This is a genomic window from Amycolatopsis sp. NPDC054798 (genome assembly GCF_053611505.1).
Genome location: NZ_JBSHAM010000039.1, coordinates 58966 through 82723 on the forward strand (window position 1 = coordinate 58966; position 23758 = coordinate 82723).

Genomic DNA, 23758 nt, shown 5'->3' on the forward strand with positions numbered 1-23758 from the left:
GCGCGCGGCACCACCCCCGGCAAGGAGGTCGGCACATGATCGGCGCGGAACGACGGAACCGGCTCGGCCGGGTTGTGCTGGACGCCATCTGGTCCGACGGCGGCCGTCTCACCCTGTTGCAGCTGAGAGCGCTCTACGCGGTCGCCAACGAACGCTCCTTCGCGGCCGCGGCGGTGGCGCTCGGCTGCAGCCAGCCCGCGGTCAGCCAGCGCATCGCCTCGCTCGAACGCCGGCTCGGCGTCGTGCTGGTCCGCCGGATGTCCGGACAACGCCAGGTGCGGCTCACCGAGGCCGGGATCGTCCTGGTCAACGCCGCCGAACAGGTGCAGGTCATCCTCCGCACCGCGACGAGACACGTGCAGGACATGCGGGACGGCCGCGAACCGACCGTCCGGATCGGCGTGTTCTCCAGCGTCGCGGTGCGGGTGATGCCGCTGGTGCTGGCCGCGACGCGCACCCAGCACCTGCCCTGCCGGATCAAACCCGTCGAGGTCGACGACGACGTCCGCCTGCAGGAACTGCTGCGCTTCGGGGAAATCGACATCGCGTTCGTCATCTTTCCGCTGCAGAGCGGGGAAGCGCACGGCCTTGGCCTGTTCAGCGATCCGTTCATCCTCCTCGCGCCGAGGGGAGCGCCGCTCGCCGCCGTGCCCCGGGTCCGCCCGGCGGACCTGCGCGGCCTGCCCATGGTGTGCCTGACCAGCGAACAGCTCGAGGTCGCCGCCGAACTCCGCCGGCAGGGCATCGAACCGAACTGGGTCTTCGGCACGGACAAGATCCACGTCGTCGAACCGCTCGTCGCCGCTGACGTCGGGTATTCGATCGTGCCGCAGCTCGCGCTGGGACAACGCCATCCCGGTGTCACGCGGTTCTCGCTGAGCGAGATCGTCTCGCCGAGGGAGATCGGGATCGCCTGGCCGCCGCATCACCCGCGGCTCGGGTTGCTGCTCCGGGTCGCGGACGTGATCCGCGGCGTGTGCGCGGATCCGGCGGAGATTCTGCCGCCTATCGACGAGCCTGGCTGTGCTTCAGCGCAACCGGCAGCGCTCCGGCCGGTGCTGGCTCCGCCCGAAGTCCGGAACGATCCGCCACCGGAGAACATCGTTCAGCCATTGCCTCGCCGTGCGTCGCCACGATGATCGGCTTGCCCGAGCACGGCTAGCTCGCTCTCGCCGCTGACGCGTGCTCGCTGCGGTGGAGACGCGGTGCCGGGACTCCGTTGGCCCGGCACCGCATCGTGGTGACCATGCCCGCGACGTCAGGCCATGATCACGCGTTGGGGTGGTATTGCGCAAAGCAGGTGCGGGCCCAGCCGAGGCGTACCGCCGCCTCCGGACGGCGCGGCATTCGCGGCCGAAAAAATTCCCGCGGGCAGGACGACCGCGACCGAAGCCACCCCGGCGATCTTCAGAGACGCAGCCCCCATTTTCATGATTTCCCATTCTTTTCCCCCGAGCGCCCCCGAAACGAAAACCACTCAGGTTTACCTCCGGCGCACGGCAATGCCGGACGGGACCAGCCCCCTCGGCCCCGACGCCGCCGGAACGCCGTGCGCCGAACCATTCCGTCGGGCACGCGGCCGATCGGGGAACCCGCGAACGCGCGCAGCCGCCGCAAAGCCGTTGAACCGCGGTGAAAGCTGCCCTGTCACAGACCGCCGCGAGCGCGCGATCTCCTGCGCGGCGCGAAAAAAAGCGGTGAAAACACCTGAATCCCCCTAGCGCTCGACTCCCCAATCCGACGCTGAAACAAACACTACCGAACGTACCCGCAATCGGACAAACGTCTTTCCGTGACGTCACTGAGATGGCGTAGCCGATCCCGGAGCGTCGCATCGTTTGCTGCCACCCAGACCAAGCGACACCGCCGAATGCCACCGTTCTCTTTCCTCCGGGAATTCGGCGAATATCCGGCCTCCGTTCCGGAATACCGGCCGCTCCGGACTGGTAGAATCGCGGGACAACCGCGGACAGGAAGGACCCGCGCGGTGTCACGCGCTGCTGAGCCGGAAACGCCCGTTGAGCGTCCCGGCGCCTACCGGAGCCGCTTCACCGGCGCGCTGGAGTCGCTGCTGGCGGAAAAACGGTTCCCGAAGATCACGATCGGCGACCTCGTCGGCCGGGCGCACACCTCCCGCCGCGGCTTCTACGAGCATTTCGATTCCAAGGAAGCGTGCCTGCTCGCCTTGCTCGCGGAAGCGGCCGAAACGGGAACCGCGCAGGTGTCCGCTGCCGTCGACCGCACCGCGCCCTGGCACACGCAACTCCGCCAGCTCGTCACGGCCTGGCTCGGAGTGGTCGACGCCCGGCCCGCTGTCATGCTCAGCTACATCCGCGACGTCCCGCTGCTGGACGCCCCGATCTCCGCCGATCTGAACCACGAGGCGTACGTCGACGTCGCCCGCGCCATCTCGGCCGGCACCGCGTTCCGCGAGTCCGGAGGTGTTCCGCTGTCGCGGGTCCGCGCGCTGATCCTGTTCGGAGGACTGGAAAAGCTGGCCGAGAACGCACTGCGGCACGGCAGGACAGTGGACGCGCATATCGAGGAGGCGGTGCAGGCCGCGCTTCTTCTCGCCGCTTCGTGATATCTCAATCAGCCTGAGCTGATACCGCATCTACCAGCGTTCGATAGACCAGCTGGCATCGGCGGATCCGCGCCGGACGCGGATCGGCGGCGATCTCCTGCCCCAGTGCGGTGAGCGATCCCAGCAAAGCGATCGCTAGTTCTTCGAGACCGCCTCCGGAGCTGCCTGCCTCGCGCAGCAGCGCGACGGTCGGCTCGCGCCACCACTGTTCGTCCAGGGCCCGCCACCTTTCCTGACCCAGCACGGACGGGCCGTCGACCAGAAGAATCCGTCCCACGGCCGGGTCCGCGCACCGCCGGAGAAAGAGCGAGCCGGACGCCTTGAGCCGGTCGGACGGCGTTCCCGTGCCGCCGGACCGAGAGCGCAGCACCCGATGCAGATCGGCGTGCACCTGCTCGACGACGGCGTGGAACAGCTCCTGCTTGTTCTCCCAGTGGTGATAAACCGCGCCGGTGGTGGTTCCCGCCTCGGCGGCGATCTGGGCCAGCGAGGCGCCCGCGTAACCCTCTTCGGCGAAAAGCCGGCGCGCGGCCGTGACGAGGTCGTGGCGGGTGGTCCGGGACCGCTCCTCGTTCGTTCTCCGCATGCACATACCTAATCATGTTAGGTTTCTGGGAATGGATACGGTGCGGGCTCAGGAGATCATCGACAACAGCCCGTTCGGGCCGTGGTGGGGTTTCACGGTGGACTCCGTCGGGGAGGGGGTCGCGACGCTTTCCTTGCCGGCCCGGCCGGAGTTTTTCCGCCCCGGCGACGTGTTGCAGGGCGGCTGCGCCATGACGCTCGCCGACGTCACCTGCTGGATCGCGATCCTCTCCGCCGTCGGCCCCGACGAACCGGCCGTCACCGTCAACATGACCACCGCGTTCCTCGGCGCCGCGAGGTCGGACCTGACCTGCGAATCGTCCTTGACCCGGACCGGACGCCGGACGATCTACGGCACCGCGACAGTCACCGACCAGGCCGGGCGGCAGGTCTCCCACCACACGCTGACCTATCTGCGCCCGGGGCGTTAAAGCGTCAGTTCAGCGCGCGGCGCAGCACGACCCACCGCTCCCCCGGCCGGTCGACGACCGCGGGCTGCCAGCGCGGCCGCACCGCAGCGATCAGCTCGTCGCCCCGCTCGATCAAGGAGCTGACGGCGGATTCGCCGACGACGATCACAGCCGACCAGTCGACGTGGGCCATGAGGCAGTCCTCGGTGACCCCGAACCGCGTGTCCAGGAGGCTGACCACGTCGTGGCCGGTGTCCGGACCCGACTGGATCTCGCTCGCGTCCGGCACCTCGGCGACGGTCTGGGGACCCGCAGCGGGCTCGGCTTCCTCCCTTTCTTCGGACCACACATGGTCCTCGAGCCGCTCGATGCGGCGGCACAGGTCGAACGCCTGCTCGTCGGTCAAGCGCAGGGTCACGCTGCGGCCGTCGAGCAGTGTGAACGTCAGCTCCGCTTCCGGAACTCCGGCGCTGCCTGGCTCCGCTTCGACGGTCCCCGCGACGTCCCCGAACAGCACTGTCTCGGCGGGGCTTTCGTGTCCCTGGCCCAGTGACGGCAGATTCGCGGCCATCTCGGCTACGGAGTGCGCAGCGGTCCAGAACGCCTCTTTGTCGCGGAAGTCCTTGCGGCTCCGGCTCAAGGTTCGTCCGCTCCCGGCCGGTTCGACGTAGGCCTCCACCCGGCCGGTTCCGAGACCGTCGTCCCAGGTCGCGGCGACCGTGACATTGTTGGCCAGACGTTTGCGGTAAGCCTCGACCCGATCGTGCCGGGAGAGTTCCCAGCCGTTGACCTGCTCGGGCGAGTCGTCGTTCATCAAGGGGTCCTTCCCAGGCGCGGACGGCGGATACGGCTATCAGACGTGCCGCGCGCGGGGTGCGTTCCTAACTCCGCGCCGCAACCGATTCCGCGTCCTCCGGGAGATGTCCGGCACTCGTGTTCTGGGAGCGAGCGAGCAAGGTGACGACAGCCGCGCCCACGATCACTGCCGCGGTGACGAACGCCGTCAGCGGCCAGCCGATCCGCTCGGTCGCCGTCGCGCCGAATGCGGTTCCGAGGCTTCCTCCAGCGAAATACACCATCATGTAGGCACTGTTGAACCGTGCCGGCGCGCTTGGCTCGATCGCCAGAACCGTGCTCTGATTCGCGACCTGGGCAGCGAAAAGACCCGCGTCGAACAATGCCAGGCAGAGCAGCGTCGAAACAGTGCTCGGCAGAGCGACGGCAAGTACCGCGCTGGCAAGACCAGCGAGGCCAAGACCGCAGAGGATGACCCGGCGGGCGCCCACGCGATCGGTCCACGCGCCCGCGATCCGGGTGGCGAAGATGCCGAGTATTCCAGCGAAAGCGTACAGCCCGATGCGTTCGGCGGAATACGAGAAGGGCGGCTTCGACAGGGCGACCGCGATCCCGGACCACACCGCACAGAACGCGAAGAACCAGAGCGTGCCGCGGACCGCCGCGAGCCGGAGAGCCGGATAACGCAGGTACAGCCCGGGAATCGAGCGCAGTGTGGCGAGGTAGCCGCGGTTGTTCGAACCGGTCACCGAAGGAAGCACGAGCAGCACCGCGACCGCGACCACCGCGCAGCTGGCGGCGAAAACGCCCAGCATCGCGCGCCAGCCGATCAAGTCGGCCAGCCAGCCGCCGACGATGCGGCCCGCGAGGATCCCCGCTGAGATACCAGCGGTGACGATCCCGAGTGCGGTAGCTCGCCGGTCCGGGCTCGCCAGCCGGGCGGTCACCGAACTCAATCCGGCGCCGACCGACGAGCACGCGCCGAGGACGCCGAGCACCAGGCCGAGCAACCACACCTGGCCGACGATCGCGTTCGCCCCCAGCGCGGCGGCGAGCGCAGCGAACTGCGCGGCCAAGACGTATCGCGGCGGGAACAGGTCGACGAGCGGCACCAGCAGCGCGAGCCCGCACAGGTAGCCGACCGGCCCGCAGGCCAGTGCGACGCCGACCGAGCCGAGCGAGGCGCCGAGCGCACCGCCGACCTCGGCGATCGCGGGCTGCAACGGGTAGATGGCCGCGGTGCCCAATGCGGCGGCGAGCGAGACGAACCCGACGACCGAGCCTCGAAGGCGCGGAGTGATATCTGAATGCACGGGCCGAGCGTAGGAAGCGCGGGGCGGGGAGCGCTGGCGAGAAAACGCCATCACCCATAGCGCCCGCGGAGGACCGGACAGCGGTGCCGCGGTTGTGGGATGATCGAGTTCCATGACGACGCCACCGCTTGTGCCCGCCGTCCGCTTCGAGCCGCCGGGCTCCGGTGAGGCGTCCGGCAGATCGGCCCGGTCATGACTGGCGAGCGAGCCGTGCCGGGTGCGCGGCAGATCGACGTCAGTCGTCTTCCCAGCGACGTCGTGGATCTCATCGACGCCCTCGGGCCGGGCGAACCCCTGGTCCTCACCAGGGACGGCAAGCCGGTCGCGATGATCGCGAGCACCAGCTCCCGGCCCGAACCGTCGCGAACCGGCTGTGCCGACGTGACGGTGGTCGCCACCGCGATGAAGCTGTCGGCCTCGGCCCGGACGTCGCTGGCCGCCGAACTCGGCTCCGACTACCTCGTGCTGGACCTGCACTCGGCGCCGGCCACCGCCGACGTGCTGCTCGTGCCGCCAGTCAGCCCGCAGCTGATCGGGGGTCTCCGGGCGAAGTTCCCGAAGGCCCGGGTCGTCCTCGCCGAGGTGGAGGACGCGGAGCTGGGCGTCAGCTATCACGGCCCGGTCCGGCGGCTGCTCGACGCCGGCGCGGAGACCTATCTGACCTCGGCGAACGTCCCGCATCTGGCAAGACAGCTCGACCATGCCGTCACCCACCAGCAGCTGCTCGCCAGCGGGTCGGCCGCGCCGTTGGAGCTCGGACCCGCGGATTCGTGACCGCTACAAGCCGACCCCGCCGGAGACGTCGAGTTTCGTCCCGGTGATCCAGCGGGCGTCCTCGGAGGCCAGGAAGGCGACTGCGTCCGCGATGTCCCCGGCCTCGCCGACGCGGCCGAGCGCGGTCCGGCTGATGGTGCGCTCCCGGTGCTCTGGTATCTCAAGCAGCCTCGCAGTCATGTCAGTCCGGGTGTAGCCGACTCCGACGGAATTCACTGTGATGCCACGGGGAGCCAGGTGCTGCGCCAGAGTTCGGCTGAACACGTCCAGCGCGCCTTTGGTCATCGGGTAGGCGATGCCGTCCGGTGCGGCGACCCGGGTGGCGACCGACGAGACGGCGATGATCCGTCCGCCGTCGCGCAGGCGGGGCGCGAGACTCTGGGTCAGGAAGAACGGCGCTTTGACGTTGACCGCGAACATTTTGTCGAATTCCTCCGGGGCGAGGACCTCGATCGGCCGCCGCAGGACATAGAGACCGGCGTTGTGCACCAGGATGTCGATGTCCTCGCGCCCGTTCAGTCCCGCGTCCAAAGCAGCGGTGAGGGTAGAGACATCATCGGGGACGCCGAGTTCGGCACGCACGGGGAAGGCACGTCCGCCAGCCTCGGTGATGGCGGCGACCGTTTCTTGTGCTGCTGCCTCGTTGCTGCCGTAGTGCACCGCGACCAGGGCACCGTCCCGGGCCAGTCGTTCGGCGATGGCTCGGCCGATGCCCCGGCTGCCACCGGTGACCAGGGCGACTTTGCCGTTGAGATTGCCCATCTCAGGATGCCTGCCGCTCGGCCACCTTGACGCACAGTTCGGTGCCACCGTGCAAAGGCAGCGAGACCGACACGAAACCGTTGGCCGGATCGCGGACATAGTCCAGGAAATCGGGTTCAGCGTTGTCGTTCAGGACGTAACCGCCGATCCGGATTTGCGGCGCGACGAACTCGATGACCTCGCGGGCGAGCGACGGTTCAACGCCCAGCCACCCGTCGATGAGGGCGAAGTCGACCTCGCCGCCGAGATCGCGCAAAGTGTCCCGGGCGTCGCCTTCGCGGATTTCGGCGTAGTCGGACAATCCGGCTTCGGCCAGGTTTCGGCGGGCCGCGGCGACCTTGGCCGGGACCAGCTCCGCGCCGATCACCGTGCCTCCCCCGTTGTCGCGCACCGCAGCCGCCGCGTAGAGCGTCGACCTGCCGACCGAGGTGGCGAATTCGACAGTCCGGGTGGCGCGAATGCCCCGGCACAACAGATAGATCAGGTCGCCCTGGTCCGGAGAGATCGAGAAACCGTATTCGCCGTATTCGTGCGGGTCGCGTTCGAGGCCGGAGCGCGGGTCGTCAGCCGGATATTGTTGTGCGGCAACGAGCTTGTCGAGGACGGCGTTGACGACCGGATCGCGGAGCGGACGGTGGACCTCGGTCATGCGGAGACTCCCGTCAACCAGGCGTGGGCTTCTTCGATGATTTCTTTTTCCCGCGCGCTGAAGCGGGTCGGACAGGTAGCGGGCACCTGGTGTCCACTGTGTTCCAGCAGATAGGCCAGTGCGGCGTACTCGCGCGGGTGCCGATGCGGATCGAGGCCGTCAGCGGGACGGATTCCATAGGGATAGGTGAAGCCGCCCATGTCGTAGACGGAATCGCGGCGCGCGATGCGCCAAACGCCGTCGCGGCGGTCGACCCGATCGAGGAATCTATTGTGGACAGTCACGCCGATTCCCAGCTCACGGTGGTCGGCGACGAGCATCGCATTGGTCTCCACGAAGGCGCGGTCTCCCACGGCCTCGATGACCGGGGTGCCGATGAAGTGCTTGCTGCGCAACGGTCCTTCGCTCATCTGACGCGATCCGTCGACGAACTCCTTGGCCGGACCGGAGAACCACAGGATCGTCAGGGTCGCGTCTTCGTGGAAGAGGCTCGCCAGGGCGTCCCAGTCCTGCCGGTCGCGATGGATCCAGCCGGTCATCAGATCGGTGATCGCCTGACGGTCGGCGGTGCGGAGTTCTTCCGGCACAAGGAACCTCCTCTTCTCGGGCGGAAACGAAGACGCTGCTCAACCAGCGTCCGCCCGGCGAAGGACCCGCTGCCACCGCCCGCCGGACAGCGGATACCGGTATCCCGCCAAGATCGTCTGCGGGACTGCCCGGCCGATCGCCGGTATCCTCGGAGCTGATGCCGAAACTCCGCCACTTCTGCTGGTCGGGCGACGATCCTGTCCAGGGCCGCTGGTCGCTGGCCCACGGGGAAGGGGTCGCCGCGCATCAGCACGCGCAGGGACAACTGCTGTACGCGGCGAACGGGCTGCTGGCCACCACGACCGAGCGGGGCACCTGGGTCGCGCCGGCGGACCGCATCTCGTGGACTCCGCCGCGCTTCGAGCACGGCCACCGCGCCTACGGCGAGACCGAGCTCAGCATCCTCAACGTGCCCGCCGAGCTGTGCTCCGCGCTCCCCGACACCCCGACCGTGTTCACCGTTTCCGCGTTGCTGCGCGCCGCGGTCATGAAGCTGACCGGCGGCGCGATCCTGCCGCCGGAGGCCGGCGACCGGCTGCTCCGGGTGCTGGTCGACGAGCTGACCGAACTCCCCGAGCAGCCGACGTACCTGCCCGAACCAGCCGACGACCGCCTCCGCGCGGTCACCGCTCTCCTGCGCGGCAACCCGGCCGAGACCGCCACGCTCGGCGAACTCGGCCGGGAGGTGGGGGCCAGCGAGCGGACGCTCAGCCGCCTGTTCCGGGTCGAACTGGGGATGAGCTTCTCGCAGTGGCGCTCCCAGCTGCGCATCCAGCACGCACTGGTGCATCTCGGGCAGGGCCGTTCGGTCACCGACACCGCGCTGCGCTGCGGCTGGGCCAACCCGACCAGCTTCATCGAAACCTTCGCCGCGATCCTCGGCCAGACCCCGGGGAGCTATCAGGCCGGGCTTCGGCGTCAGGCGAGAACGGCCCGGTGACCGTCAGCCGCCGAAACGGTGCACCTCAGCCTGCTCGTCGTACGCCGCCCAGCCCGGGTTTCCAGTCCTCGCGAACGCGACCCACGCGCCGTGCATCTCCTCCGCCAGACCGGCCGGAGCGGCGTCCGGGCCGAGCAGTCCGGTGTCGCCGTGCAGCCAGGGTCGTTCAGCGAGATCGAAGACGAACGGCAGCTCGACGGTGTGCGCGGCACCGAGCCGTCCGTCCAAGGCGGTCGAGCGGTAGCCGAACGAATAGACATAAGTGCGGCCCGGTGAGATCTCAGCGTGCGCCTGTGCCATGCGAGCAGTGCCGGCCCCGAACAGCACCTCGCCCAGCTCCTCGGCGCGGTCGTCCGGTTTTCCCTGCGGCACCAGGTAAAGCCGCCCCTCCTCGGTGTTCGTGCCGATCATCAGGTCGACACCGCCGACCAGACTGTCCGCGGGCTGCACCGGCAGGACCAAGCTGAACGGGCTGAGCCCAGCGAGCGGATCCGCCGCGGTGGCGGTGCTCAGGTCCAATCCGGCCAGCGCGGGCAAGGTATCCAGGAACCTCTCGTCTGAGATCTCACCGAACGCCGTTGCAGTCGGCTCAACGCCCAAGGCCGCAGCCGCAGCCGCGGTGACCCGGTGCGCCTGCTCCGGAGTGAACGCGCCCGTACCGCTTCCGCTTTGGACAATCGCGCGCCGGAACAGCCCCTCGGCCTCCGGCGTCGCGAGCAGCGCACCGGTGAGCGTGGCTCCCGCGGATTGCCCGAACACCGTGACGTTCCCCGGATCTCCGCCGAACGCGGCGATCGAATCACGTACCCACCGGAGGGCCGCGAGGACGTCGAGCAGCCCGCGATTGTCCGGAGCGCCTTCCAGGGCAAGGAATCCCGGGATGCCGAGACGGTAGTTCACCGTCACGAGGACGACTCCGTCCCGGGCGAAGGCACTGCCGTCGTAAAGCGCGGCGCGGGTCGAGCCGGTGACGAACCCGCCGCCGTGCACGAAAACCAGGACCGGACGGTTGCCAGCGTCCGCGGCTGGCGTACGAACGTCGACCGTCAGATATTCCTCGCCGGGGACCCAGCCCGGCCCGAAGTAAGGGGTCAGGTCGAGACGGCCGAAGTCGCGGCCGGGCTGCGGAGCGGTCGGCGACGGCTGGGTGCCGTCGCGGACTCCCGGCCAGCCCGGATGCGGCTCGGGCGGAGCGAACCGGCCGCGGCCGATCGGGGCCGCCGCGTAGGGAACGGCCCGGTACAGTTCGCCCGCCGCGTCGCGAAGGCCGCGGACAGCGCCCGCCGCGGTCTCGACCACCGGATTTTCCTGCGGAGACACGAGAATCACTTCCTTCAGGAGATCCGGGAGAACCCGGCCCACTTCGTGATCGCGAACTTCGTCCCGTCCCGCTCGACCTCCGCCGCCCCCGAACCGGGGAAGTGCGCCGGGAAGACGAGCGCGTTGTCCTCGGCTGCCTGGCCGAGCAGCGCGCGCCGGGTCGCCCGGGCCTCGGCCGGGTTCTCGCAGAAACAGGAGTTGGTCTCCGGCTCCGCGATCTGCAACGGGGTGTGCACCAGGTCGCCGACGAACAGCGCCCGGTCGCCGCCGGAATCCAGCCTCAGCACGGACGAACCGGGCGTGTGCCCCGGCGCGAGGTCGAGACGCAAATTCTTGTCGATCCGATACGTCCCGTCCCACAGCCGGACCTGGCCCGCCTCGTGCACCGGGACGACGCTGTCCTCGAAGACGTTCTGGTTCCCGCGTCCGAACACGGACTCGTTTTCATTGGCCGGGTTCCAGAATTCGAAGTCCCGCGCCGGCATCAGGTACGTGGCGTTCGGGAAGGTCGGCACCCAGGTGCGGCCGTCGAGCCTGGTATTCCAGCCCACGTGGTCGATGTGCAAGTGAGTGTTGACGACGACATCAACGTCCTCGGGTGATACACCAGCGGCGGCGAGGTGGTCGAGGTAGCTGGTGTCGAGGCGGCTCCACAGCGGCGCGTACGGCCGGTCCTTGTGATTGCCGACGCCGGTGTCGACGAGGATCGTGCGGCCCTCGCTGCGCAGCAGCCAGGACTGGATCGCCGACTGGCAGTCGCCGGTCTCCGGATCCCAGAAATCGGGGGCCAGCCAGCCGCGATGCTCGTCCCACGAGCCCGCCGGGCTGTCCGGGAAGAACTCGGCCGGGCTCATCTCGACCGAACCTCGGAACTCCTTGACGCGGGCGACCGTGACGTCGCCCAGAATGATCTCGTCCATGCCCCCGAGCCTGAGCGGCCCGGAACGCCCGGACCACTCCCGCGTTTTCCTACCCCGCGCAGGGTGTGGCACTGATATCTCACGCGGCGGATAGTGGAAGCCATGACCGCTGGCCCGCTGGGAGACTTCCTGCACGCGCGACGCGCCCGGCTGCGTCCCTCGGACGTCGGGCTCCGAGACCTCGGTCCGCGCCGCCGGGTCGCGGGCCTGCGCCGGGAGGAGCTGGCGCAACTGGCCGGAGTCAGCGTCTCGTACTACACCCGGCTGGAGCAGGGCCTCTCCCGCGGCGCGTCGACCGAGGTGCTCGACGCGATCGCCCGCGCCTTGCACCTGGACCCCCACGAACGCGCCCACCTCGACCGGCTCGCCGAAGCGGCCCGCCGCACGCCCCAGCCGCGCCGTCCACGCCCGGAGAAGCTCGCCGACGAAACGCGCGACCTCCTCCGCGCGGTCGACGGCGTCCCCGCGCTGGTGCTCGGCCGCCGGACGGACGTCCTGGCGTGGAACACCCTCGGACACGCTTTGCTGGCCGGGCACCTGGACCTGGCCCAGCGTCCCAACCTGAGCCGGATGCTGTTCCTGGACCCGCACTGCCGCGAGCTGTACGCCGACTGGAAACGCAAGGCCCGCGCGGTGGTCGGCAACCTGCGCGTCACCGTCGGGAAGCATCCGGACGACCCCCTGCTGGCCGAGCTGATCGGCGAGCTGACGATGAAGAGCCCGGAGTTCGTCTCGCTGTGGCGGGATCACCGGGTCGGTCCGTGCGACGCCGACTCGTACGAACTGCGGCATCCCCTGGTCGGCCGGGTGACGGTGACGCAGCAGACGCTGTCGGTGGCCCGGTCGCCGGAGCAGGTGCTGATCGTGTGCACCACTCCGGCGGGGTCGGCCTCAGAGGAAGCGTTGACGTTGCTGCGGCAGATCAGCGGCCAGAAGCATCAGCGCGCACCCGACTCGCCGCCTCAAGCGGTCAAACCTCCGCGCTCGCTTCGCTGACGGTCGCCAGCTCGATCTCCGCGAGCATCGCCGCCTTGGCCGCCGCGTCCAGGAACGAAGCTTCCACCGCGTTCTTCGCCAGCGCCGCCACCTCCGCCGCCTGCAAACCGAGCGTCGTGGCCACCGCCAGGTACTCGCCTTCCAGCGTCGCGCCGAACATCGGCGGGTCGTCGGTGTTGAGGGTGACGACGAGACCGTGGTCGAGCATGCGCCGGACCGGGTGGGCGGCGATCGAGGGCACCTGGCGGGTCCGGACGTTCGACGTCGGGCACACTTCGAGCGGGATCCGGTGTCCGGCGAGATAAGCCAGCAGCGCCGGGTCCGCCGCACAGCTGGTGCCGTGGCCGATCCGCTCCGCGCCGAGGTCGTGCACGGCCGACCAGATCGTGGCCGGGCCGCTGGTTTCCCCGGCGTGCGGCACGCTGTGCAAGCCCGCCTCGCGCGCGGCGGTGAAAAACGGCTCGAACTGCGCTCGGCCAACACCGATCTCCGGGCCGCCGAGACCGAAGCTGACCAGCCCGTCCGGACGCTCCCGCAGCGCGAACACCGCGGTCTCCCGTCCGGCGCGGACGCCCTTCTCCCCCGGAATGTCGAAGCACCAAGCCAATTCCACCCCGTGCTCCGCCTTCGCGACGGCGCGGCCCTCGACGAGCCCGGAGAGAAGTTCGTCGCCCGGCATGCCGTCGATGACGTGGTTGTACGGCGTGACAGTCACTTCGGCGTAGCGGACGTTCTGGCGGGCGAGTTCGGCGGCGAGGCCGATCACGAGCGCGCGGATGTCGTGGCGGTCTTTCAGCATCGACTGCACGGCCCAGTAGACCTTGAGAAAATGGGCGAAATCGCGGAACGCGAAGAACTGTTCCAGCTCCGCGCGGTCCGCGGGCACGCCCGCTTCCGGATGGCGGCGGGCGAGGGCGAGAACGGTGTCGACGCTGGCTGATCCGACAAGGTGGACGTGCAGTTCGGCTTTGGGCAGGGCATGAATGAACGCGCGCAGGCTTTCGCCGGGCATGAGAAGGCTCCCTGGAGAGTGAAAAGGCGGCGGAGAAAGGAAAAACCGGGACGACTCAGGGAGCGAGGTCGCCACGGTCGAGGTCGGCTCCGTAGAGCGGCAGCTTGAACTCCGGCACGGGTCCACTGTAGCGGAGATCGGCTGCCGGCACGGGAAAATCCCCGGAGCCGCTACCGGCGATGGCTGGGCCGGGCGTGGTTGAACAGGACCGTGCTGCAGATCAGCACCAGCCCGGCGACCGCCACCCCGACCACCGGGCTGACCAGCAGCACCACCGCGCTGATCACGCTCGCGGCGAAGAAAAGCTGCAAGCAGGCCCAGAACGCCGGCGTCAGCCAGGCCAGCGCGTCGGACGCCGCGCACACCCACCGGCACCGCGCGACCGGTTTGCGGTGCCGTCCCGGACCGCGGCGGGCGAAGACTTTCGTCGCCGCGGCCAGCATCTCGTCGCGGGAGGCGATCCTGCGTCCGCCGCGGGCCGGTGCGACGGCCGCGCCGAATTCGACGCGTTCCACCCGTCCGGCGCGGTCGTCGCCTAGCGGGCCGGTGTTCTCCAGCGGTAGAGTCATTCGGTCTGCTCCTAAGCCTCGAAGCGGGTGTCAGACATCCCGTGGCCCCCTGTTCCCGCAGGGGGCCACATCTTTTTCACCGGGCGCGCGACCCAGTTCGATAGTTCTTATCTTGGCGAAGACTGCGCGGAGACCTCGAGACCCACTGACGGTCGTCTCGCCGAGCGGCACGCAGCTGTCGGTTAACGGTAAAGAGACACGGTGAACTACCGTGCGCAATATCAGTCCACCGGTTCTGCCCGGCAGTCCCGGGAACTTCAGCGAAACGAACTCTCGGGCCGAACTCCGGTACGCGCGCGTCCCAGCCAGTTCCGACCCGCTCTCACCTGCACAAACAGCCGAGAGAAACCGCGTACGCGCGGACTCCGGCATTGCACGGACACTCCTCGAACCGGCAGACGGCGGCGATTTCTAGCGCATCGGGAACGGTTTTTCATCACTCACACGAGTGGTAACCTGTGCTTGCCGAGAAATGATCACGAAGACCCGCTACCGCAGCGCCGTCCTCCGCCACAGAGAGCCCTGACCAGTGATTTTCCCGCGAAAACCGGAACGAAGGGGAAATTGGCATTCAGCCAACCCCCAGCGGGACACTCCCGCTCATCGCATGCCTCGCGGCATCTGCCGACTGGAATATGCATGACTGCCGGGCCGAGACAGAATATTCTGACATGTCCAGCCAACGCGGCCCCGGGTGCCCCGGATACGGATCGCCGGAAAACTGCCGCCCAGCCAATAACGTCGCCGCACAGGACAAATACCGGCCAGGAACGGGACAGAGTTCACGATCCGATCACCGCGAGAAAACCGGTCCGACGCCAAACAGGTGAACCTAACGGTCCATTTCGGGATTAAGCAAGTCCGCGCCTTGCCCCGGCATATTCCATCCCTGATCCTGAAGTTGAATATTCCGGAAAAGTTCATCGGCTTGACAAGGACGAAACCATGAGTTCTTACGATCCGAACACCGTGAGTTCTTCGCTCGACGACACCGCCTGGCAGCGGCCGTCGGCGTGCGGCGGCAACGGCGGCGATTGCGTCGAAGTCAATCTCAGCGATCCCGACGTCGTCGCGGTGCGGGATTCCAAGATCGGCCGTTCCCCCGCGCTCGTCTTCGGCAACCAGGAATGGGCGGCGTTCGCCGGCGCGCTGCGCGAGGGGCAGTTCGACCGCTGACCCGCGCGGATCGCCTTCCCGGCCCCTTCCGGGCCACGGCGCGGGTCAGCCCGTCTGCCTTGGCCGCCGGTAAAGCTAGGACTACTATGCATTCGTGCCCGGCAATGGTGTGGTCCCCTCCTCCGATCGGACGGCTCGCTCCTCGTGAGCAGGCTTTCCGTCGAGGCCCAGCTCGTCGAACTGGGCAAGATTCTCGTCGCCGCCCGCGTCGAACGCGGGCTGACGCAGGGCGAACTCGGCGACGCCCTCGGCTACACGCAGCCGAACATCAGCAAGATGGAACGGGGCAAGACCCGGATCCATCCGCATTTGCTCGACAAATGGATCGACGTCCTCGCGATCGGCCCGGCCGAGGCGGAGCCGATGCGGCAGTACAACCAGGCCGCCCGCGCCGACCGGGTGTGGAACGCCCGCCGTCTCGCGGCCAGCCCGGCCTGGTTCCATCCGGTGTTCGAGGCCGAGCAGGAGGCCGCGATCATCCTGAAGTGGACCGGCGAGCGCATCAGCGGGATGCTGCAGACCGAGGACTACATGATGGAGCAGTTCCAGGCCTACGGCCGCACCGACGTGAACAACGCGGTGCACGAACGCAAGCTGCGGGCCAAGCTCCTCGACGACCATCCGGAGCGGACGTACAAGTTCATCCTCAGCGAAAGCGCGGTCCACCGGCTGACGCGAGCGCACACGGACAACAAATACGTCGCGCTCGGCCAGGTCCGGCATCTGCTCGATCTGGCCCGGAATCATCCCGCCGCGACCATCCGGTTCGTGCCGTTCGAAAACGGCCCGCTGCACGTCGGGCCCGATTTCACGATTTTGCAGTTCGTCAACAGCAAGCTCGACCGTTCGTTCGCGGAAACGTCCAACGGCGTCCAGGCTTTCATGAACGACACCGAAACGTACGACACCGATCTGCAATCGTGGGAATCCCTTTCGAGTGTCGCCCTTTCGGAGCAGGAATCGGCTATTCTCCTCGAAGAGGCCGAAGCGGATCTGATCAGCACCCGTACGCCCGCTGCCGACCGGCCCGGAGACCGGCTACGCTGATCCCGCGCCGTCGACCACAAGGAGACGCTTGTGACTGGCCTGGATCAAGAGCCTTTTCCTCCGCCGGGGATCGATCTCAGCCATCCCAGCGTGGCCCGCGTCTACGATTATTACCTCGGCGGCACCGCCAATTGGGAAATCGACCGGCAGTTCGCCGAGCGCATGCTGCGCGATTATCCGATGGTGCGCCCGATCGCACGGGCCAATCGCCGCTTTCTGCACCGCGTCGTCCGGCATCTGGTGCGCAAGGGAATCCGGCAAATCGTCGACCTCGGTTCCGGCCTCCCCACAATGGGGCACGCGCACGAAATCGCCGAGCAGATCGCGCCGGGCGAGGTGAAAGTCGCGTACGTCGACTGCGAACCGGTCGCTGTCGCGCATTCCGCCAGCCTGCTGCGGGAAAAAGGCGACCCCGCGCGGCACGTCGCCCTGCACGCCGATCTGCGCGACCCGCGGCGGCTGTGGTCCCTGCTCGCCGAATCGGGCGTCATCGACCTGGACCAGCCGATCGCGCTGCTGCTCATCTGCGTCCTGCACATCCAGCAGCCGCCCGCGCCCGGCAGCGGAAGCACCGCGGACCTCGGGCCGAGCCTGACCGCGGAGTACCGCGATCTCCTCGTGCCCGGGTCGTATCTCGCGCTGTCGCACGTCACCGACGAGGGCGTCCCGCCGCACTGCGCGCAGCTGCTCGCCGACGGCAAGGAGCGGTACGCCGAGGCGGGCACCGATCTCCTCTACCGCGGCCGGGCCGAGATCACCGGGCTGTTCGGGGATTTCGCCCTGCTCGATCCCGGCGTCACCTGGACCCCGCTGTGGCATCCGGAGGAGGCCAGCCCGGACGAGAAGGCACTCCCCCTCGCCGCGGCCAGCGAGTCGCTGATGCTCGCCGGGGTGGCGCGCAAGGAGCCACGACATCTGAAATGACGGAGATTTGTGTTATCTCAGTCATTACGGTAACTTGAGCCGCATGGACGAGGACTGGGAACTCGCGTTCGCCGACGAGGCCGGCCGCCACTTCGCGCGGCAGTACGGCATGACGCCGATGACCGGGCGCGTGATCGGCTGGCTGCTGCTGTGCGAACCGCGGCAGCAGACGATCGCCGAGCTCGCGACCGCTCTGCGGGCCAGCCGCAGCGCGGTCACCGGCGCGATCAGCGAACTCGAAGAGTGGTCCTGGATCCAGCGCACGCGCACGGCCGGGGAACGGGTCGACCGCGTGCGGCTCGCTCCGGACGTGTGGCTGCACCTGCTCGACAACCAGTCCGAGTACGCCTCGCTCGGCGCGCTGGCGCGCCGGGGACTGGAGCTGACGGCCGGCCAGCCCGCCGAACGAAGGGCGAGGCTGGAGGAACTGGCGGAGTTCGCCCGATTCCTCGCCGAGCGGATGCCCGAACTCGCCGTCGAATGGCGGGCTCGGCGCGAAGCCTTGCACCGCAAGTAAATCCGGCTTCACCACGCGCCTGGCGAACCCGTCAGGCGATTTCATCCTGCCCGCAGGATTTCACTGGGGAGAACTGATATGTCCTTCAACCATGCCCACTGGCAGCAGCGGCTCGACACTCTTCGCTCCGCCCACGGCGTCCCGGGCGCTTCGCTGGCAGTGCTGGCCGACGGTCAGGTGCGCGAACTCGCGAGCGGCGTCCTGCATCGCGGGACCGGCGTGGAAGTCACCACCGACTCGGTGTTCCTGTCCGGCTCGCTGGCGAAGGCCTACACCGCCACCGTCGTGCTGAACCTGGTCGACGCGGGCGCGCTCGACCTCGACACCCCGGTCGTCAAGCTGCTGCCGGAATTCGCGACGCCGGACCCGGCCGCCACCGAGGCGATCACCGTCCGGCAGCTGCTCAGCCACACCAGCGGCCTGACCTGCGACTTCACCTACGACTCCGGTCGCGGCGACGACTGCCTCGCCCGCTACGTCGAGGCCGCCGCCGGAGTGGCGCTGGACTGCCCGCCCGGCACGGGACTGTCCTACAGCAGCCTCGGGTACGCCGTGCTGGGCCGGATCATCGAGGTCGTCACCGGCAAGACGTGGGATCAGGCGATGAAAGACCTGCTGTTCGCGCCGCTGGGGCTGACGCATTCGATGACGCTTCCCGAGGAAGCGCTGCGCTTCCGGGTGGCCATGAGCCATCTCGGCGAGGAGCCGACGCCGGTCTGGGATTTGATGCCGCGTTCGGCCGGACCGTACGGCCGCGTCATCATCTCCGCCGGCGATGTCGCGCGCTTCGCGAAAATGCACCTGGACGGCGGCGTCGCGGCCGACGGCACCCGGGTGCTCTCCAGCGAAGCGGTCGAGCTGATGCAGCGCCGGGTGATCGACAGCCCGGACAAATGGACCGTCTCCGCCGACGGCTGGAGCCTCGGGTGGACGCTGTACGACTGGAACGGCGTCGCCGGCTTCGGGCACGACGGCAGTTCCGTCGCCCAGCATTCGTTCCTGCGGATCGTGCCGCACGCCGGGGTGGCAGTCGTGCTGCTGACCAACGGCGGCGACTTCGACCGGCTCTACCACGACCTGTTCAGCGAACTGCTCGCCGAATTGGCTGGCGTTGAGATGCCAGAGCCGTTCGCGCCGCCGGCCAACCCGCCCGAGGTGGATGTCACGCCGCTGGTCGGGACCTATGCGCGGGAGGGCGTGATCACCACGATCAGCCGGGCGGACGACGGCAAAGCGCGGATCAGGTACGAGTTCGTGGACGGGATGAAGGATCTGTCGCCGCCGTTGGAGGCCGAGCTGGTTCCCGTGACCGACACGGTGTTCGCCGCTTGCGGGGAGTCCTTCGGCGCGAACCCGGTGCCGGTGGTGTTTTCGGCGCTCGCCGACGGGAGCCCGTGCGTCTACATCGGCATGCGGGCCACTCCGAAGACCTCGTAACCACGGCCGGTGGTCGCGAGCAGTCCCGCGGGGGCCGGGGGCGGCGGGTAGGCTTCACCAGTGTTTCGCCAGGTGATGTGCCCAGTTTGATGGCAAATACCTTCCCCCCCCCCCGGACTTTTGTCACGGAGAGTGCCCGTGGATCCTGGGTTTGACCACTGGTTGACCGTCGGTTTCGAGCGCCGGGTCCTGGTGGTTGTGCGGACCGTGACGACGCTCAACCGGCTGCTGGACGTGCTCACGCTCTTCAGCGGCGACCACCGGGTCCAGACGGTGTTCACCTTCGACCGGGAGCGCCCGGCCATCCTCGGGGCGGGCGTCCCCCGGCTGCTGGAACAGCTGGGAGCCGCGGTCATCCCCTGGCAGCAGGCGGTCGCGACCGAGTTCGACCTCGCGATCGCGGCCAGCGAGAACGACGATCTCCACCTGCTGCGCGCCCCAGTGGTCCTGCTGCCGCACGGGATCGGGCACCAGAAGTACTACCCCGGCAGCTCGGTCGTCGCCGGGCTCAACCCGGAACGGCTCGTCCACGACGGCGAGGTGGTCCCGGCGCTGATCGCCGTCGCGCACGCCGAGCAGCGCGACCAGCTCCGGGCGGCGAGCCCGGAGGCGGCCGAGCGGGCGGAGGTGGTGGGCGACCCGTGCCTGGACCGGCTCGTGGCCGGCGCGCACCGGGCGGCCGAGTACCGCGCGGCGCTGGCCGGGCGGGGCAAACGGCTCGTGACGATCGCGTCCACCTGGGGTGCGGCGTCGGTTCTCGGGCAACATCCCGACCTTCCGCTCCGGCTCGTCGCCGAGCTGCCGGTCGACACCGCCGCGGTGTGCGCGATCCTGCATCCGGGCATCGCGGCGGCGCACAGTTCGTGGCAGCTCGACGCGTGGCTCGCCGAAGCGAAACAGGCTGGGCTGCTGGTGATTCCCTCTGAAACCGGGTGGCAGGCCGCGGTTGCCGCGTCATCGTGCGTGATCGGCGACGAGAGTTCGGTGTCGCTCTACGCCGCGGCGCTGGACCGGCCGATGCTGATAGCGGGAAGTCCTTCTCCGGCAACGGTTCCCGGCTCCCCCGCCGCGATGCTGGCCGCTCGCACGGACTCGCTCGACGCCGGGCAGCCGTTGGCCGCGCAGATCGACGGCGCGATCGACCGGCATGTTCCCGGGCGCTACGAACCTGTGGTGAAGCAAGCGGTCGCGGTCCCCGGCCAGTCGGCTGAGTTGTTGCGCGCCGCGTGCTACCGGTTGATGAAGCTGCCGGAACCGGCTGCGCCCGCTGAATTCGCCAGTTATCCGATCACCCCGGCTGCCCGGACAGAACCAGTCGCGTTCGTCGCTGGCCTCCGCGAACACGGTTCTACGGATGTCCTCGTCCGGCTGCCCGCGACCGAAGTGCCGCAACAACTGCACCATCTGCACGTGATCGCGCACCACACCCGTGCGTCGCTCCGGGAACTGTCGGCGGCGGCCGTCGTGTTCACCGACGACACCGAGGTCGACTTCCCCGACTGGGCAGCGGCCGTCCTCAAGCAGTGGCCGGACGCCCACTTCGCCGCCGTCCGGCTCGAAGACCGTTGCCTTGCCGCGGATCGGAGCGGCCGCCGTTTCGAGCTGGTCCCGGATTCTCGTCAGGTGGACCCGCTGGCGGCCGTGTCGATGCTCTACTTAAGACGGTCCGAACTGGAATTCGGACGGCACCGGGTCAGCGTAGCGATTCGAATTCGGTGACGTACTCGTTCGTCCGGGGGTGACCGAGCCGCCACGCGTCCCAGACCAGCTGGCCCCACGCCGTGCGCGCGGCTTCCGGCTGGCCTTCCGCGGCGAGGATCCGCGCCTCGATTTCGCGGACCTCCCACTGGTATTGGTCCGCGCCGGTGGATTTCAGCTCGGCGCGGGCGCGGCTCCAGCAGTCCCGTGCGCGTCCCGGATCGCCGAGCGCGAGGAACGCCCGCGCGGCCACCATGTCCAGCCGGTTCAGGTTGCGGCCGGTGGCGTGGTTACGGCCGTTCTCGATCTCGGCCATCGCTTCCGCCGGGCGTCCGGCCTTGATCAGGACCGAAGCGAGCATCCGATGGTGGATGCCGAGCGCGTAGCCGTGTTCGAGATGCTGATCGAGCGAGATGGCTTTCCGCAGCCAAGACTCGGCTTCGGCGAGCAGGCTGGCGCGCTCGGCAGATGCCGGGGCGAGGGTGTCAGCCTTCTCCTCGAAGAACCGGGCGCGGAATTCCGCCACCGACGACAGCAACCGCTCCCGCCGAGCCGGACGGGTCTTGACGGCTTCGGCCAGCTCCCACGCCTGCCGGAGGTCGGCCTCGGCTGGGTCGAAAGCCCTTGCCAGGAACCAGGTTTTGGCCCGCATGGACAACGTGCGCGCGTAAAGCGCCTGTGGCTCGCCGTCGGCCAGCGCCGCCGCCGCGCGCACCGCGAGGTCGCTGATTTCGGCGTACTCGCGCCACAGCCAGCGCGCGGTGATCAGCACTTCCAGGGCTCCGGCGAGCTGGCACACCTCCACGTGGCGCTGCCGCCGAGCCGCGGCGCGCACCACCTCGGTGAGGAGCCCCAGATGCCGGTGCAGCCAGTCGATCCGGTTCTCGGCGAGAGTCCACGACAGACCCGGCGGAACCACGTACTCCCGCAACCGCCCGGCGTCGCCCGCGAGATCGGCGGCTACCGCCCGATCCCGGACATGGCTCAGCAGCCGGAGAAAAGCCGCGTCCCGATCTGCTGGAAGCTTCGCCGCGTACTGAGATACCAGCGCGGTGAGCCGGTACCAGCCGCCGACCTGCTCGGTCACCATCGCGCTGACGACGGCGTCGAAGACCTGTTCGCGCATCCCGAGGTAAGCGACGGCGGTTTCCCGCGTGAACCAATGGCCGGGGAACCCGGAAAGCAGCGCGACGGCGGCGGCGGTTTCCGGTGCCAGCGAAGAGAAAGTCTGCTCGAGCGAGTCTTTGATAACGCCTTCGGCGTCCACGATGCCGTTCGCCTGATAATGCGCGACGACCCCGCTGACCGGATACGGCTCCCCGCTGTGCCGCGCCAGGCTCAAGCCCACTTCACGAATCGCGGACGGCATCCGTCCGGACATCTCCAGCAGCGCGTCGGTCGCGGCGGGTTCCGCGTCGAGCCGGACCGCGCCGCAATAGTGGGCGAGCATTTCCCGCGCGCCCTCGAGTTCGAGACCGCCCAGCAGAATCGGAGCCGGGTCGAGCGCGTCGAGGTCCCGGGTGCGGACGGAGCAGGTCGCCAGCACGAGGTTCATCCGGAATGGACGGAAGAGTTCGACCTCGCGTGCCGAAACGACGTTGTCGAGAATGACGGTGAACAACCGGGTCGCCAGCACGGAGCCGAACTGCTGGTCCAGACCAGCGTCGTCGGCGGCGATCTCGTTGCCCGGAATGCCCAGCTTCAGCAGCGCCTGCCGTTTGACGAGCGCCAGATCGACGACCGCGCCGGTGCGCGATTCCGCCACGTCGATCTCGATCCAGCCGCCCGGGAACCGGTCGCGCACCAGCCCCGCGATCTGCCGGGCGATTTCGGTCTTCCCGGACCCGGCCGGCCCGTAAATGAGGCAAACCCCGGATTCGCGCGGCTCCCGAAGGTGTTCGGCGTGATTGAAAAACGGCTCGACACCCTCAGCCGCGGGCGGCCGCTGCCCAGCCGCGTTCAGCAACGCGACAGCTTCCATCAGCTCCGCGCGGAACGCCGGATCGTCCCGGCAAGCGGCCAGCACCTGCTCGCGAAGATCCGCCACGCTGACCGGCCCGGACCCGAACTTCGCCCCGAACTTGGCCCTGGCGATGCCCGCCAGCTGCCCCAGCCCCTTGTCGACCCGCCCGACCAAGGCGGTGGCCAGCAGTTTCGCCGCCTCAGTGGAAAACACCGCAACCGCGTCGATCAAGCCCCACCCCTAGTTCCTCGTACGCGCAAAACCACGCTAGCAGCGCGCGGTGTGCACGTCACCCCACGTCACACCCGCGGCGCCCCTCGCCGGTGAGACCACCTTTACGGACTCCGATTCCTTCAGGGTCCCACTCACGACCGCCGCGAGGAGAACCTTCACCGCTGCCATAGTCGTGAAGGGAACCTTCACGGACTCAGATTCCCTCAGGATTCCCCTCACGACCACCTCCGGTCCGTCCCGACTCGCCGCACCTGGCCCGCTGCCCCAATGTGGCATTGGGTGCATCTGACGCACCGAACGCCACATTGGGTGCATCCCACGCACCCAATGCCACATTGGGGCGCTAGCCCCACCCACCAAACCGCCGCCCGCACACCCCACCCAGCCACCCACCCAAGCCGCGCGGCCCACCCACCGCCACCACACTCCACGAAACCCAGGCAGCCACACCCGGCCCTGCACCCCGATACGAAGCCTCCCCTGCGGTTCGGGGGTGGGGGTCAACACAAAAAAAACCCCAAAAAAAAAAACACCCCACCCACCAA

At 68.7% G+C, this 23758-nt stretch carries 23 protein-coding genes; 12 read left to right on the top strand and 11 right to left on the bottom strand.

Annotated elements, in window-relative coordinates; translation table 11 throughout:
• The first annotated feature begins 35 nt into the window (after positions 1–35).
• Both ACWGIC_RS23955 and ACWGIC_RS23960 read left to right on the top strand, forming a co-directional pair.
• Positions 36–1139, top strand: a complete 1104-nt coding sequence (locus tag ACWGIC_RS23955) for a LysR family transcriptional regulator (RefSeq protein WP_452078174.1) — start codon at positions 36–38, stop codon at positions 1137–1139.
• 848 nt (positions 1140–1987) lie between these two features.
• Positions 1988–2584: a TetR/AcrR family transcriptional regulator gene (locus ACWGIC_RS23960; RefSeq protein ID WP_452078175.1), complete on the top strand. Its 597-nt coding sequence runs from the start codon at positions 1988–1990 to the stop codon at positions 2582–2584.
• Between the two features lie 4 nt (positions 2585–2588).
• On the opposite strand, the gene ACWGIC_RS23965 is transcribed toward ACWGIC_RS23960, so the two are convergent.
• The gene (locus tag ACWGIC_RS23965) at positions 2589–3170 is read right to left on the bottom strand and encodes a TetR/AcrR family transcriptional regulator (protein ID WP_452078176.1); all 582 of its coding nucleotides are present in this window, start codon (positions 3168–3170) and stop codon (positions 2589–2591) included.
• A 31-nt stretch (positions 3171–3201) separates the two neighbouring features.
• Between ACWGIC_RS23965 and ACWGIC_RS23970 the strand changes: the two genes are divergently transcribed.
• Positions 3202–3600: a PaaI family thioesterase gene (locus tag ACWGIC_RS23970; protein WP_452078177.1), complete on the top strand. Its 399-nt coding sequence runs from the start codon at positions 3202–3204 to the stop codon at positions 3598–3600.
• Between the two features lie 4 nt (positions 3601–3604).
• On the opposite strand, the gene ACWGIC_RS23975 is transcribed toward ACWGIC_RS23970, so the two are convergent.
• Positions 3605–4393, bottom strand: coding sequence for a hypothetical protein (locus ACWGIC_RS23975; RefSeq protein ID WP_452078178.1), 789 nt, complete (start codon positions 4391–4393; stop codon positions 3605–3607).
• A 67-nt stretch (positions 4394–4460) separates the two neighbouring features.
• Positions 4461–5687 carry an MFS transporter gene (locus tag ACWGIC_RS23980; RefSeq protein WP_452078179.1) on the bottom strand — a complete coding sequence of 409 codons (1227 nt, stop codon included), beginning with the start codon at positions 5685–5687 and terminating at the stop codon, positions 4461–4463.
• Between the two features lie 192 nt (positions 5688–5879).
• Here ACWGIC_RS23980 and ACWGIC_RS23985 point away from each other — a divergent pair, with 192 nt between their 5' ends.
• Entirely contained in the window at positions 5880–6461 is a 582-nt protein-coding gene (locus ACWGIC_RS23985; protein WP_452078180.1) for a hypothetical protein, read from the top strand.
• Between the two features lie 3 nt (positions 6462–6464).
• On the opposite strand, the gene ACWGIC_RS23990 is transcribed toward ACWGIC_RS23985, so the two are convergent.
• The 3 genes from ACWGIC_RS23990 to ACWGIC_RS24000 are packed head-to-tail and all read right to left on the bottom strand — an operon-like array spanning position 6465 to position 8459.
• On the bottom strand, positions 6465–7223 hold the full coding sequence (locus ACWGIC_RS23990; protein ID WP_452078181.1) for an SDR family NAD(P)-dependent oxidoreductase: 759 nt from the start codon (positions 7221–7223) through the stop codon (positions 6465–6467).
• 1 nt (position 7224) lies between these two features.
• The gene (locus ACWGIC_RS23995; protein WP_452078182.1) at positions 7225–7872 is read right to left on the bottom strand and encodes an O-methyltransferase; all 648 of its coding nucleotides are present in this window, start codon (positions 7870–7872) and stop codon (positions 7225–7227) included.
• Complete coding sequence (locus ACWGIC_RS24000) at positions 7869–8459, bottom strand: nuclear transport factor 2 family protein (RefSeq protein ID WP_452078183.1); 591 nt, start codon at positions 8457–8459, stop codon at positions 7869–7871. The genes ACWGIC_RS23995 and ACWGIC_RS24000 overlap by 4 nt, the downstream gene beginning before the upstream one ends.
• Positions 8460–8617: 158 nt before the next feature.
• Here ACWGIC_RS24000 and ACWGIC_RS24005 point away from each other — a divergent pair, with 158 nt between their 5' ends.
• Positions 8618–9400 (top strand): AraC family transcriptional regulator, encoded by a 783-nt coding sequence (locus tag ACWGIC_RS24005; protein WP_452078184.1) that lies wholly within the window; start codon positions 8618–8620, stop codon positions 9398–9400.
• A gap of 3 nt (positions 9401–9403) precedes the next feature.
• Here the strand turns inward: ACWGIC_RS24005 and ACWGIC_RS24010 are convergent, their stop codons facing one another.
• Together ACWGIC_RS24010 and ACWGIC_RS24015 are read right to left on the bottom strand one after the other, a co-directional pair.
• Positions 9404–10720: a carboxylesterase/lipase family protein gene (locus tag ACWGIC_RS24010; protein WP_452078185.1), complete on the bottom strand. Its 1317-nt coding sequence runs from the start codon at positions 10718–10720 to the stop codon at positions 9404–9406.
• Positions 10721–10734: 14 nt separating this feature from the next.
• On the bottom strand, positions 10735–11640 hold the full coding sequence (locus tag ACWGIC_RS24015) for an MBL fold metallo-hydrolase (protein ID WP_452078186.1): 906 nt from the start codon (positions 11638–11640) through the stop codon (positions 10735–10737).
• 102 nt (positions 11641–11742) lie between these two features.
• Between ACWGIC_RS24015 and ACWGIC_RS24020 the strand changes: the two genes are divergently transcribed.
• A complete protein-coding gene (locus ACWGIC_RS24020) occupies positions 11743–12636 on the top strand; it encodes a helix-turn-helix domain-containing protein (RefSeq protein ID WP_452078187.1) in 894 nt (297 codons plus the stop codon).
• Here the strand turns inward: ACWGIC_RS24020 and add are convergent.
• Positions 12611–13648, bottom strand: a complete 1038-nt coding sequence (gene add, locus ACWGIC_RS24025; protein ID WP_452078188.1) for an adenosine deaminase — start codon at positions 13646–13648, stop codon at positions 12611–12613. The genes ACWGIC_RS24020 and add overlap by 26 nt on opposite strands.
• Positions 13649–13818: 170 nt before the next feature.
• Positions 13819–14217: a hypothetical protein gene (locus tag ACWGIC_RS24030; protein ID WP_452078189.1), complete on the bottom strand. Its 399-nt coding sequence runs from the start codon at positions 14215–14217 to the stop codon at positions 13819–13821.
• Between the two features lie 945 nt (positions 14218–15162).
• On the opposite strand from ACWGIC_RS24030, the gene ACWGIC_RS24035 reads away from it, so the two are divergent.
• The 6 genes from ACWGIC_RS24035 (at position 15163) to ACWGIC_RS24060 (ending at position 21037) form a co-directional block, all read left to right on the top strand.
• Positions 15163–15393: a DUF397 domain-containing protein gene (locus ACWGIC_RS24035; protein WP_452078190.1), complete on the top strand. Its 231-nt coding sequence runs from the start codon at positions 15163–15165 to the stop codon at positions 15391–15393.
• 144 nt (positions 15394–15537) lie between these two features.
• The gene (locus ACWGIC_RS24040; protein WP_452078191.1) at positions 15538–16440 is read left to right on the top strand and encodes a Scr1 family TA system antitoxin-like transcriptional regulator; all 903 of its coding nucleotides are present in this window, start codon (positions 15538–15540) and stop codon (positions 16438–16440) included.
• Positions 16441–16470: 30 nt separating this feature from the next.
• Entirely contained in the window at positions 16471–17364 is an 894-nt protein-coding gene (locus ACWGIC_RS24045) for an SAM-dependent methyltransferase (RefSeq protein ID WP_452078192.1), read from the top strand.
• Positions 17365–17407: 43 nt separating this feature from the next.
• A complete protein-coding gene (locus ACWGIC_RS24050) occupies positions 17408–17881 on the top strand; it encodes a GbsR/MarR family transcriptional regulator (RefSeq protein WP_452078193.1) in 474 nt (157 codons plus the stop codon).
• Between the two features lie 78 nt (positions 17882–17959).
• Positions 17960–19318 (top strand): serine hydrolase domain-containing protein, encoded by a 1359-nt coding sequence (locus tag ACWGIC_RS24055; RefSeq protein WP_452078194.1) that lies wholly within the window; start codon positions 17960–17962, stop codon positions 19316–19318.
• A 138-nt stretch (positions 19319–19456) separates the two neighbouring features.
• The gene (locus ACWGIC_RS24060; RefSeq protein WP_452078195.1) at positions 19457–21037 is read left to right on the top strand and encodes a hypothetical protein; all 1581 of its coding nucleotides are present in this window, start codon (positions 19457–19459) and stop codon (positions 21035–21037) included.
• On the opposite strand, the gene ACWGIC_RS24065 is transcribed toward ACWGIC_RS24060, so the two are convergent.
• Complete coding sequence (locus ACWGIC_RS24065; protein WP_452078196.1) at positions 21012–23210, bottom strand: hypothetical protein; 2199 nt, start codon at positions 23208–23210, stop codon at positions 21012–21014. The two genes, ACWGIC_RS24060 and ACWGIC_RS24065, sit on opposite strands and share 26 nt — an antisense overlap.
• Positions 23211–23758: the final 548 nt, after the last annotated feature.

Coding starts and splice junctions, on each gene's coding strand:
- ACWGIC_RS24030 (WP_452078189.1), bottom strand. CDS start 14,217: ATGACTCTACCGCTGGAGAACACCGGCCCGCTAGGCGACGACCGCGCC.
- ACWGIC_RS23995 (WP_452078182.1), bottom strand. CDS start 7,872: ATGACCGAGGTCCACCGTCCGCTCCGCGATCCGGTCGTCAACGCCGTC.
- ACWGIC_RS23975 (WP_452078178.1), bottom strand. CDS start 4,393: ATGAACGACGACTCGCCCGAGCAGGTCAACGGCTGGGAACTCTCCCGG.
- ACWGIC_RS24050 (WP_452078193.1), top strand. CDS start 17,408: ATGGACGAGGACTGGGAACTCGCGTTCGCCGACGAGGCCGGCCGCCAC.
- ACWGIC_RS23970 (WP_452078177.1), top strand. CDS start 3,202: ATGGATACGGTGCGGGCTCAGGAGATCATCGACAACAGCCCGTTCGGG.
- ACWGIC_RS24055 (WP_452078194.1), top strand. CDS start 17,960: ATGTCCTTCAACCATGCCCACTGGCAGCAGCGGCTCGACACTCTTCGC.
- add (WP_452078188.1), bottom strand. CDS start 13,648: ATGCCCGGCGAAAGCCTGCGCGCGTTCATTCATGCCCTGCCCAAAGCC.
- ACWGIC_RS23985 (WP_452078180.1), top strand. CDS start 5,880: ATGACTGGCGAGCGAGCCGTGCCGGGTGCGCGGCAGATCGACGTCAGT.
- ACWGIC_RS24005 (WP_452078184.1), top strand. CDS start 8,618: ATGCCGAAACTCCGCCACTTCTGCTGGTCGGGCGACGATCCTGTCCAG.
- ACWGIC_RS24035 (WP_452078190.1), top strand. CDS start 15,163: ATGAGTTCTTACGATCCGAACACCGTGAGTTCTTCGCTCGACGACACC.
- ACWGIC_RS24020 (WP_452078187.1), top strand. CDS start 11,743: ATGACCGCTGGCCCGCTGGGAGACTTCCTGCACGCGCGACGCGCCCGG.
- ACWGIC_RS23955 (WP_452078174.1), top strand. CDS start 36: ATGATCGGCGCGGAACGACGGAACCGGCTCGGCCGGGTTGTGCTGGAC.
- ACWGIC_RS23965 (WP_452078176.1), bottom strand. CDS start 3,170: ATGCGGAGAACGAACGAGGAGCGGTCCCGGACCACCCGCCACGACCTC.
- ACWGIC_RS24015 (WP_452078186.1), bottom strand. CDS start 11,640: ATGGACGAGATCATTCTGGGCGACGTCACGGTCGCCCGCGTCAAGGAG.
- ACWGIC_RS23990 (WP_452078181.1), bottom strand. CDS start 7,223: ATGGGCAATCTCAACGGCAAAGTCGCCCTGGTCACCGGTGGCAGCCGG.